Genomic DNA, 11,313 nt, shown 5'->3' with positions numbered 1-11,313 from the left:
CATCCGGTATACTTCGTGTCAACACTTCATTGCAGATAAATTTAAAAATTCAAAAATAACCGCCTTTATTGCAACAAAAAACGACCCGGACCCATGAATGTGGGTACAAGCCGTTTTTACAAATTTTTACTTAATTACATCCAATCCGCCCATATATGGTCGAAGAACCTCTGGAACTGTTACCGATCCATCTTCATTTTGATAATTTTCAAGAACCGCAGCCAACGTACGTCCAACAGCTAATCCTGAACCGTTCAACGTGTGGACAAACTGTAATTTTCCATTATCATCTCTGTACTGGATATGTGCTCTGCGTGCTTGGAACGTCTCAGTATTAGAACAACTTGAGATTTCACGGTACATATCTTGGGCTGGTAACCAAACTTCTAAATCATGCGTCATTGCCGCAGAAAATCCCATATCTCCGGTTGATAACGTGATGACATGGTAAGGTAATCCTAATTTTTCCATGATTCTTCCCGCATCGTTCGTCATTTTTTCTAACTCCGCATATGAATCTTCTGGTTTAGTGTATTTCACCATTTCTACCTTGTTAAACTGATGCAATCTAATTAAACCACGAGTGTCTCTACCTGCACTTCCCGCTTCAGACCTAAACGATGGTGAAAGAGCTGTGAAATAAACTGGTAATTTTTCTTCCGGGATAACTTCATCTCTATAGTAATTAGTTAGAGGGACTTCTGCCGTTGGGATTAACGTTAAATTTTCATTTTCAATTTGAAAAACGTCCGCCTTGAACTTAGGAAATTGTCCCGTTCCATACATTGATTCATCATTAACAACGTATGGCGGAATGATTTCCGTATACCCATCGGCTGCATGTTCGTCAAGCATAAAGTTATATAGTGCGCGTTCTAACCGTGCGCCCCAACCCTTATAGTACAAGAAACGGCTACCCGCCACTTTAGCACCACGCTCAAAATCCAAAATATCTAATTTTTCTCCGATTTCCCAATGCGCTTTAGGCTCAAAATCAAATGTTCTTGGCGTTCCGACTTTTCTTAATTCAACGTTCGAATCTTCATCAGGTCCAACTGGAATCGTCTTGTTTGGCATATTTGGCAAGCGTGACGCCATATCAGTTACCTCTTCGTCCAAACCGTTTAATTCTTCATCGAATGCCTTTATAGCATCCCCAACTTTTTTCATTTCTTCAATTTGAGCATCCGCATTTTCTTTATTACGTTTCAATTGTGCAATGGCTTGTGAAACATCATTTCTTTGCTTCTTTAACGTTTCCGTTTGAACAATAATATCTCTACGTTTGCGATCTTTTGCAACTATTTCTTCAATAATCTCGGGTTTAACTCCTCGATTACCTAACTGTTCCTTCACTTCATCAACATTTTGGCGGATCATTTTAATATCTAACATGCCTTATTCCTCCTTTTTTTGTATAAAAAAAGCCCACTCATCCACTAATTGGGACGAAAGGCTTATTTTCGCGGTACCACCCAAGTTCGACAAATAGCTATTTGTCACACTCAAATTAATAACGGTCTCCCGTGTGGCATTACCCACCCACTTATTCACGCCGGATTTTCAGCTTCGTAATTCTCACCACCATTACGTCTCTTAAATGCCTACTTATAACGTTTTCCGTGTTTATTTATTACTTTAATAATAAGCGTTGACCCGCCAAATTGCAAGTTTATTTCTTGCCTTCTTTGTTGAGTAACGTTATATATTCTTCCAACGACAAATTATGCTTAACTATATATTTTGCGTTATCTTTACCAACATAGCGAAAATGCCACGTTTCATAGTCAATTTTCGTTGATTTCTCTTTATTTTTTGGAAATCTTAAAATAAATCCATAATCCACTGCATGATCCATCAACCACTTTTGACCTTTATCTTTTTCGCTACTATTGTCTAAATCACCATGCTGAGCGTACCAATTTGATGACATAATATCGACAGCCAGTCCAGTATGGTGCTCACTAGATCCCGGTGCAGCCACGTATTCTTTAGTCAGCTTTTCAGCCTCAGAAACCGATTTTTCAGAATTTTCATAACTCTGAATTGAATCTGCATAGACTTCTTTTTGGTAGCTGATTGATCGATAACCCGATACGAGTGAAGCTTTATATCCAGCTTTGCTTGCAGCTGCTACAAATTCGTTCAGAGCACTTTCTATTTTAGTATTTATAACAATACTACCATCCGTTACCTGTTTAAAATCCAATTCTTGCTTTAATTTATGATCAGAATTGACCAACACTAAATTCCAATCGTTACTTTTTACATTTTTAGGTAGTTCGCTTTTTTTAACGACTTTCGATTCTTGATGAGTTGATGTCGTGTCCGCTTTTTTACCACAAGCACCTAAAAATAAGATACACATTGCCAATGTTACTACCATCCATTTTTTTCTAATCAAGACGCGCCTCATTTCTTCGATAAATCAACATCTTTCAATGGAATTAATTTTGTTTTATAACGTATTTTATAGTATGTGTACAGGACAATGAATAATGGAATACTCATATAACTAACCGATATGGCTTCCCAATCAAAATGTTGGAATGATTGGATATCTTGTCCAAGAATAACTAATATACAAAGGATAAGTGCCAAAATTGGGCCAACCGGGAACCATTTTGCCGAGTATTTTAATTCTGATACTTTGTGTCCCTGCGCTTCAAACGCTTTTCTAAATCTATAGTGTGAAATTGCAATCCCTAACCAAGCGATAAACCCAGTTAATCCACTTGCACTGAGCAAGAAGACATAGACCCTTGATCCAAAGACACTTGCTAAAAATGTCAGTAATCCGATAAATGTCGTTCCCCATAAAGCTGCCATTGGAATGCCACGTTTATTCGTTTTTCTGAACTTTTTAGGCGCGTAACCTTGTTCTGCAAGTGAATGTAGCATTCGCGTTGACGCATACATTCCTGAATTTGCCGCAGAAAGGACCGACGTTAAAATAACGGCATTCATAATACTTGCAGCCGAGGCTAACCCAGCTCTTTGGAAGACAAGTGTGAACGGACTAATTGAAATATCCGATGCGCTTGATCCAAGTAAATCTGGACTAGTATATGGAATAATTGCCGCAATAACAAAGATTGCAAAGATATAGAATAGTAGAATTCGCCAAAATACTTGTTTAATTGCCTTTGGAATACTCTTTTCAGGCGTTTCTGATTCTCCCGCCGTAATACCAATTAATTCAGTTCCTTGGAACGAAAAACCGGCAACAACGAAGACACTTAAAATCATTGGAACACCACCAACGAATGGCGCTTTTTTCATCGTAAAGTTTTCAAGACCCGTTGCATGTCCACCAAGAATACCAAAAATTGTCAGGACACCAACAACCAAGAAAACGATAACCGTTACAACTTTGATAATTGATAGCCAATACTCAGTTTCACCAAATGATTTAACAGATAGTGCATTAATTGCGAAAATAATGACCAACGAGACCGTACTAAATATCCAGCCCGGCACATCCGGCAACCAAAATTGCATAACCAATGCCGCCGTACTAATATCAACGGCTAGCGTGATTGCCCAGTTAAACCAGTAGTTCCAACCCATTGCAAAACCCATTGCTGGGTCAACAAACCGCGTTGAATACACCGCAAACGAACCCGAAACTGGTAAATACGTTGCCATTTCACCCAAACTCGTCATCAAAAAGTAGACCATAATTCCGATTCCGGCATAAGCCAATAGTGCGCCACCCGGACCTGCTTTTGAAATTGCTGATCCACTTGCCACGAATAATCCCGTTCCAATACTTCCACCCAAAGCAATCATAGATAAATGCCTTGTTTTTAGTTCTCGATGCATACCTTCTTGTTCTGCCATTTGAAATCCCCCCTATATATAGAGGAGCACTCGTGATTTTTAAAATTGAGAAAAGAAAAGAGCCTTCTTATACAACACTATTACGCGTTATACAAAAAGACTCAGATTAATAGACTCAGTCAAATCGTTATAAGCGCCCCGTGGTCGTTATTGACCACGACAGTCTTTGACTTATTAAGCCAAAACCCAGCAGTCACTAAATTTAAGTTAGCGTCCACTTCGGCAGTCTACCCTTTCTGTTTAAGTTCTTCAGCACTTAATTGCCTCGTTAAACATACTCATGAAAACTGCATCCTCTTCTTTCGATAATTCCTACTATAATCAATTCACTAAATTTTTGCAAGCCAGAACTTAGTTTTCTGCCAATTTAATCTCATCGTGTAATTTCGCGACATTAACGTTACTCTTTAAAAAAGCATCATTTTCAATCGGAAAATGTTGTTCAAGTGAACTAAACGGTTGTAAACTAACCATCCCATTCTCTAAATGATAATCTAAAATGTGACCGCCCATATCCATTTCATCGGATAAAAAGTGTAGGTGAAATCCGGCTGCACCAATCCCTTGGAATAACTTAGGCGTAAAATAACCAACAATTGTGCCATCAATATGTTCCGCGCTAAATTCCGATTGCTCAGCGGTCACGGCAGTTAAGGTTGGGTAAGGTTTACTTTGTTTAGCAACCGAACGTGTGCTCATTTTACTAAATGTTCCTTTAATAACAATTCCAAAAAATAAATTTTGATAAGGATATAATTCTAGCAATTGTTCCTCTAAGATGCTACCCGCCACATTCTCAAATTGAATAGAAACGTCTGGCTGATGAAAATGAACCGTCGCAAATGGGACAAGAACATCATCGGTAAGCTGATTAACTTGACCTTCTGAGGTGATTTGGAATGCCTTTCCATCCATGGCAATCATTTCACCATCTAAATCGCCGACAGTTCCAATTCCATAATCACCATGTTTTAATAGTTCTCCAACGGAAAGTGTGCCTTCATATAATCCTTCAATTAAAGTTGCCAAAGTACCATGCTGATAAATCTTATTTGTCTCATGCATTGAATTAACCCCTTTTCATCATTATTTTTAGTACAATTGATCCATTAAAATTGATTGACCTAATTCTTGATTGTCTTTGTAGTTAACTGGGACATCAACAATTACAGGACCATTTGTTGCAAATGCTTCATCTAATGTTTTAGCTAAATCTTGTGCTTTTTCAACGCGTAAACCTTTTGCGCCAAAGCTTTCAGCGTATTTCACGAAATCAACTGGGCCAAAATTAACCCCAGCAGATTTACCATATTTCATTTCTTCTTGGAATTTAACCATGTCATAATGACCATCGTTCCAAATAATATGAACAATATTTAAATTCAAGCGAACTGCTGTTTCTAAGTCTTGTGCTGAAAATAAAAAGCCACCATCCCCAGAAACTGACACAATCTGCGTATTTGGTCGGACCAACGCCGCTGAAATTGCCCAAGGTAACGCAACACCTAACGTTTGCATCCCGTTACTGAATAACAAATGACGAGGTTCGTAACTTCTAAAATGACGCGCAATCCAAATATAGAAACTTCCGACATCAACGGTCACAGTCATTTCATCTGAAACGCGTTTTTGTAGTTCACGGATGATACTCAATGGGTGACTAGTCAAAGTTTCATCAGTCACAACTGGTGCTTCATCTCTTGCTTGTAATTTTTCTTGTAGCCCATCCAAGTACTCACGTGACTCAGAAGCCATTTGGTAACCTTTCATGTATGGCAATAAAAATTCAAGTGTTTGTGCAATATCACCGACCAACTCTTTTTTAGGTTGAAAATTATGATCGATTTCTGAACGCATATCATCGACAACAACAATATTTGCCGTTCCTTCGGCATTCCAGTTACGTGGTTCGTACTCAATGGGATCGTAGCCAATTGTAATGACTAAATCACTCTTTTTAAGTAATTGATCCCCTGGTTGATTTCTAAATAAACCGACACGGCCAAAGAAATCACCAACTAATTCACGAGAAATCACACCAGCAGCCTGGAATGTCTCAACAACGGGTAAGTTAGTTGCTTCAACCAGATTACGAATAGCTTGCGTGACTTCAGGTGAAGACGCACGCATCCCCACAAGCAGGACAGGTAATTTTGCTGATTTAATTTCTTGTGCTAAAAGGGTACTTTCAACTGGACTAGCTGGCCCTAATTTAGGTGCCATCAAAGGTTGAATGACCTTTGTTTTCACTTCTGAATCCGTTACATCTTGCGGTACGCTGACGAAACTTGCCCCTTGTTTTGCGGCCTCAGCTTCTTGGTAAGCATTGGCAATCACTTCTGAAATATTTTCGGGTTCTTGAACTTCTGCACTGTATTTAGTAATAGGTTCAAATAATGCTGTATTATTCATACTTTGATGCGTTAAGCGCGTTAAATCTGAACGTTTAACCTGCCCAGAAATAGCCAAAACGGGATCACCTTCTGCTGTCGCAGTCACAACACCAGTTGCTAAATTACTTGCACCCGGTCCAGAAGTCGTTAGTACAACCCCTGGTTTACCCGTGATACGACCAACACCAGCAGCCATAAATGCCGCATTTTGTTCGTGACGTGTAATAATTAATTCTGGTGACTTAGGGTTCGTTGGATGTTCTAATTTCTCAAAAACGCGATCAATCTTCGCACCCGGAATTCCAAATACGTATTTCACATCATGGTTTATTAAACTATCGACAATGGCATCTGCGCCGTAATATTTATTATCTGACATTATGATTCCTCCATATTTCTATTAACACTACGTATGATAGCATTTGCATAAATAAATAACCATCGTTTTTGCTTACAAAATATAAGCTTTATACAAAAAACATGATTAACCCAGTTACGGCTAATCATGTTTTCATTTATTATTTATGATTTCCTGTTACATTTTCAACAATTTTTTGGATAATCAACTTATGTTGACCACTAATATCCTCTTCATTCCAGTTAATTAAAGGAATTTCAGATTCACCAAACGTTGCGGAGATGAGTTGATAAACCGTTTGCGACTCCAAATAATCGGCCCAACGTTTATCCGCCTCCGTGAACACATTGTTAATGACCGCTGTTGCTTTTTTTGTATCTTGTTTAAATTCGCGGAATACGCGATCAAAAAAACCATAATTAGGATAGGTTTCGATTTTGCCTTCAGTGGCCTCCACAATTTCTAATAAATTAATATCTTTGGCATCCCTTGCCAATGTAAATCCACCATTATTACCAGAAATAGATTTCACAAGACCCGCAACGACCAACTTACGCATAATTTTTCGTAAATAGGTTTGTGACCCTCCAAGACGCGCGTTAATCACTTGCGATGATATTGGCACACCTCTATTTTGTGTTGCCAATAAAGAAATAATACAAGCTGCTTGTTCAAATCCTTTTGTTAATTGCATCATCAGTCACCCCAATCAAATAATTTTGAAACCGTTTTTCATATCGCATTAAGGATACCATATGTCGTTAATAATTGGTACCTATTAGTTTAAATCAATCGCGTACACTAGTTCGACGATTAACTCAGCCGGACTAAAGACCGATGGAACTTCCCTTTTCTCAATAAATTGAAAGCTTGATTTTTTTAAAACCTGAATTGACGCTTCATTTTCAAGCGTTGTTACACCCATTATTCGTTTTAAAGAGCCAATTCGAACTGCTGTTAACAATCCTTGAACTGCTTCTGTCATGATTCCTTGATTTTGAAAAGCTGGATTTAATGCATACCCTATCTCTTTAATCGTTAAACTAGGTTCCTGATCCTCATCGATGACTTCATATAAGCCAATGTTGCCAACTACCTTTCGCGTAGCTTTAAGCTCAATCGCAAAAATCCCTTGTTTTTGCAATGTTGCAATAAATAAACTGGCCTCGACCGATGAATTGACGGGAACAAAGCCCGCAGATTGACCGACATTTTCTAGCTGCGCGTATTCATAGATATCAGTTACGTCTGAAGCCCTTAGTGGGCGGACGATTAATCGACTCGTTTCATATTGATTCATCTTCTTAGCCCTCGATATTAAATTTCTTTAACCATTTTAATTTTAAAGTTGGATATATCATTAACGCGATTGATGTCCATGTCGATGCTAGTAAAACAGAACCTATTGTATCCGTTGGAAAATGGGCCCGCAAATAAACTCTTGAAACCATGATTAATATAATCCATACGACTAATAAACTATTAATCAAGATTTGTCGACTATTTTTAAATTCTAACATCATAATACTCATGACAACTAGGCAAAATAACGCTACACCAAACGTATGACCACTTGGGAAACTAAACCCACCAATTGAGCCATGACCAACCGGCCGGGGTCTCTGAATGGTATTTTTAAGAAACGTAACAAGAAATTCGCCACTTAACATGATAACACCGACCCACACAACGGGGATTAAACCGCGTAATTGATATAAAATAGCCATTACAATAATTGAATAAAGAAAAATCATCATTGGACTACTTAACCAACTAATCATCCACATGACTTGGTGTAATTGTGTCGATGGTTGAGCCCTAATTATTGCCGTTATATAGTCATCAATATCTAGAATGAATCCATTCTTAATAACAACTAACCACGTTAACTTCAAGAATAATCCACCACAGATAACCGCTAAAAAAACAAGATACTTCTTATTTTTTATCATCACTCTCCAACCCCCTAATCTCTGTCTATTTCTTTCCCATAATTTATCATATTTTTCAATTCAATTAAAGTCAGAGAATGTAAATCTTAAAATTTCATACAGAAATTCAGTGAACGCTCAATTTTTGCTTGTTTTATGGTAAAATAAGCCATGTTTATAAATTTAGAAAAGGATTGGATATAAATAATGAATATGCTACTACTTATGCTTGTCGCCGGTATTGTGGCAGGCGCACTAGGATCAATCTTAGGGTTAGGTGGCGGTATCATTGTCACTCCCGTTCTGACTTTAATGATGGGTTTAGACATTAAATATGCCATCGGAGCCAGTATTATTGCCGTTATTGCAACAAGTTCCGGTGCTACAATTGCATTTTTAAAAGATGACGTCTTAAATTTAAGAGTTGCCATGTTTTTAGAAATTGCGACAACAATCGGCGCCATTGGTGGTGCCCTTCTAACCGGTATCTTCAATACATCATTTCTTTTTATTTTATTTGGTGCTTTCTTGCTACTCTCAGTCTACAACATGCTCAAAAAAATATTTGTTGGCGAGGAAGTTCTCAAATCAGCCAACCCGGATTACTTATCAACTAAATTCAAATTAAATAGCTCTTATTATGATAAACAATTAAAAAAACAAATTGATTATCAAGTTGAAAACGTTCCGGGCGGTATGGCTATTATGTTAGGTGCGGGGGTTGCTAGTGGTCTCTTAGGTATTGGCTCAGGTATTTTTAAAGTTATGGCCATGGATACTGCAATGAAGATGCCACTAAAACCATCAAGTTCAACAAGTAACTTAATGATGGGTGTAACCGCCGCTGCAAGTGCCACCGTTTACTTTTTTAATGGTTCAATTAGGCCCGACATTGCGGTCCCACTGGCATTAGGAATTTTGGTTGGGTCATCTATTGGCTCACGCGTGATGCAATATTTACCCGCAAAAATCATTCGTCTAATTTTTGTACCGGTCTTGCTCTACGTCAGTACTCAGATGATTTTAAAAGGATTCGGGGTGTCTATCTAGCATGAATGAAAATAATAAAACATCAGCCGAAATGGCTAAAATTGAATTAATGATTGGCAAAATTTTAAGAGCCGGGGTTTTCGTCTCTGCTACCATTATGATTATTGGCCTTGTCTTATCGTTAGTTACCGGTTCGACGGGCTATCCGGGGAACACATTTCCAACTTCGTTTACTGCTATTATTTCAGGAATTGGTGCTTTAAAACCATACGCAATCATGATGCTCGGTTTATTTTTTCTCATATTAACACCAATTCTTCGGGTTGTTGTTTCAATCTACGCCTTCTACAAAGAAAAAGATTACTTATACGTTAAAATTACCGTCATTGTTTTAGCCATTTTAATTGCTGGCTTTTTCATTGGTGGACACTAATTAATTAAAGGGGAACGTTTTCATGTCAAGTCGTCGAGAAGAATATCAAAGGGAACAAGCGTATCAAAGATTAAATGGTTCAACGCCATTACCAAAACGCGAAAAAAAAGGACATAAAAAGAAAAAAAATAAGAAACGCCGTCGTTTAATTGCATTAGTTATTTTAATCCTCGCCATCGGCGGTAGTATCTACGCCTATCAAAAGTATTCGAATGCCAAAAATGCGGCCGATAAAATTTATACATCAACTAAAATCGCTAAGTCTCGTAACGTTTCATCCGTTTTGAATGATGGCAACCCCATTTCCATCTTACTTTTAGGTTCCGATGATGGTGCTCTAGGACGTGCTAAAACGGGTGGCCGTACGGATACTTTGATTGTTGCTACGCTTAATCCGAAAACGAGTTCAATGACTTTAGTTAGTCTACCTCGCGATGCCGAAGTTGCTATCTCGGATCATGAATCTGACTTTCCAAGCAAAATCAACTCCGCCTACGCATACGGTGGTGCCGCAACGGCCGTCAAAACGGTTGAAAAATACTTAAATGTACCAATTGATTTCTATGCGACAATTAACATGGGGGGCTTAGAATCATTGGTTGATGCCGTTGGCGGCGTTGACGTCAAATCACCATTAACCTTCTCATACGGTGGTGCGAGCTTTAAAAAAGACGTTAAGAGTCATGTAAATGGTAAACAAGCATTATCGTATGCTCGTATGCGCTATGACGATCCACTCGGTGATTATGGTCGTCAAACCCGACAACGTCAAATTATCATGGCGGTTGCCTTGAAGAGTACCAATCTTCAAAATCTATTGAATCAGAAATTTTTAAATACCATGTCATCTCAACTAAAAACTGATTTAAGCTTTGATGATTTAACCGTTCTGGGAACAAATTATCGTAAATCAACTCATCATTCAAAATCGGATCATTTACAGGGAACAGGCACAATGGTCAACGGTGAGGCCTTCGAAATTGCTGATGAGGCTGAAAAGCAGCGTATCACTGATAAACTACGTGATGCACTCGATCTTGTTCACGCCGAAACAGGCAACACGTTAATGCCAAATGCCAAAATTAATACCACGCGTAAATAATATTTAAGACCGTCAACTTCATATTGACGGTCTTTTTTGTACAAAAAAACAACTTACTATAACAGCAAGTTGTTTAAGTTTTAAATTAATCTTTGTTTACGTTAACTGCTTGAGGTCCACGGTCACTATCTTCAACGTCAAAAGTTACTTTTTGACCTTCATCTAATGTTTTAAAACCGTCGCCTTGGATAGCTGAGAAATGTACGAATACATCGCTACCATCTTCGCGAGTAATGAAACCAAAACCTTTATCTGCGTTAAAC

The 11,313-nt window shown here is 38.2% G+C and carries 12 protein-coding genes and 1 riboswitch; of the genes, 3 read left to right on the top strand and 9 right to left on the bottom strand.

Going from position 1 to position 11,313, the window contains the following annotated elements; translation table 11 throughout:
• Positions 1 to 126: 126 nt before the first annotated feature.
• The 8 genes from serS to FC66_RS07585 form a co-directional block, all read right to left on the bottom strand.
• A complete protein-coding gene (serS, locus tag FC66_RS07620) occupies positions 127 to 1,395 on the bottom strand; it encodes a serine--tRNA ligase (protein WP_057974794.1) in 1,269 nt (422 codons plus the stop codon).
• A gap of 277 nt (positions 1,396 to 1,672) precedes the next feature.
• Positions 1,673 to 2,404 (bottom strand): M15 family metallopeptidase, encoded by a 732-nt coding sequence (locus FC66_RS07615; RefSeq protein WP_225428634.1) that lies wholly within the window; start codon positions 2,402 to 2,404, stop codon positions 1,673 to 1,675.
• Positions 2,405 to 2,412: 8 nt separating this feature from the next.
• The gene (locus FC66_RS07610; protein WP_057974792.1) at positions 2,413 to 3,843 is read right to left on the bottom strand and encodes an amino acid permease; all 1,431 of its coding nucleotides are present in this window, start codon (positions 3,841 to 3,843) and stop codon (positions 2,413 to 2,415) included.
• A 123-nt stretch (positions 3,844 to 3,966) separates the two neighbouring features.
• Positions 3,967 to 4,150: riboswitch (Lysine riboswitch) on the bottom strand.
• A gap of 44 nt (positions 4,151 to 4,194) precedes the next feature.
• On the bottom strand, positions 4,195 to 4,908 hold the full coding sequence (gene budA / locus FC66_RS07605) for an acetolactate decarboxylase (protein ID WP_057974791.1): 714 nt from the start codon (positions 4,906 to 4,908) through the stop codon (positions 4,195 to 4,197).
• 27 nt (positions 4,909 to 4,935) lie between these two features.
• On the bottom strand, positions 4,936 to 6,615 hold the full coding sequence (gene alsS / locus FC66_RS07600) for an acetolactate synthase AlsS (protein ID WP_057974790.1): 1,680 nt from the start codon (positions 6,613 to 6,615) through the stop codon (positions 4,936 to 4,938).
• A gap of 139 nt (positions 6,616 to 6,754) precedes the next feature.
• Positions 6,755 to 7,288 carry an Rrf2 family transcriptional regulator gene (locus FC66_RS07595; RefSeq protein WP_057974789.1) on the bottom strand — a complete coding sequence of 178 codons (534 nt, stop codon included), beginning with the start codon at positions 7,286 to 7,288 and terminating at the stop codon, positions 6,755 to 6,757.
• A gap of 84 nt (positions 7,289 to 7,372) precedes the next feature.
• Positions 7,373 to 7,894: a GNAT family N-acetyltransferase gene (locus tag FC66_RS07590; RefSeq protein WP_057974788.1), complete on the bottom strand. Its 522-nt coding sequence runs from the start codon at positions 7,892 to 7,894 to the stop codon at positions 7,373 to 7,375.
• Positions 7,895 to 7,898: 4 nt separating this feature from the next.
• Positions 7,899 to 8,546: a phosphatase PAP2 family protein gene (locus tag FC66_RS07585; RefSeq protein WP_057974787.1), complete on the bottom strand. Its 648-nt coding sequence runs from the start codon at positions 8,544 to 8,546 to the stop codon at positions 7,899 to 7,901.
• A gap of 186 nt (positions 8,547 to 8,732) precedes the next feature.
• Here FC66_RS07585 and FC66_RS07580 point away from each other — a divergent pair, with 186 nt between their 5' ends.
• From FC66_RS07580 to FC66_RS07570, 3 genes are read left to right on the top strand one after another with little or no spacing between them, the layout of a single operon-like run.
• The gene (locus FC66_RS07580) at positions 8,733 to 9,575 is read left to right on the top strand and encodes a sulfite exporter TauE/SafE family protein (RefSeq protein ID WP_157052018.1); all 843 of its coding nucleotides are present in this window, start codon (positions 8,733 to 8,735) and stop codon (positions 9,573 to 9,575) included.
• A 1-nt stretch (position 9,576) separates the two neighbouring features.
• Complete coding sequence (locus FC66_RS07575; RefSeq protein ID WP_057974785.1) at positions 9,577 to 9,948, top strand: DUF1634 domain-containing protein; 372 nt, start codon at positions 9,577 to 9,579, stop codon at positions 9,946 to 9,948.
• A gap of 22 nt (positions 9,949 to 9,970) precedes the next feature.
• Positions 9,971 to 11,050 carry an LCP family glycopolymer transferase gene (locus FC66_RS07570; protein WP_057974784.1) on the top strand — a complete coding sequence of 360 codons (1,080 nt, stop codon included), beginning with the start codon at positions 9,971 to 9,973 and terminating at the stop codon, positions 11,048 to 11,050.
• 85 nt (positions 11,051 to 11,135) lie between these two features.
• On the opposite strand, the gene FC66_RS07565 is transcribed toward FC66_RS07570, so the two are convergent.
• A partial coding sequence (locus FC66_RS07565) for a cold-shock protein (protein WP_157052017.1) occupies positions 11,136 to 11,313 on the bottom strand: 178 nt, incomplete at its 5' end.

Source organism: Dellaglioa algida DSM 15638 (assembly GCF_001434695.1).
Classification (GTDB): Bacteria; Bacillota; Bacilli; order Lactobacillales; family Lactobacillaceae; genus Dellaglioa; species Dellaglioa algida.
This window is presented reverse-complemented; position numbering and strand designations above follow the sequence as displayed.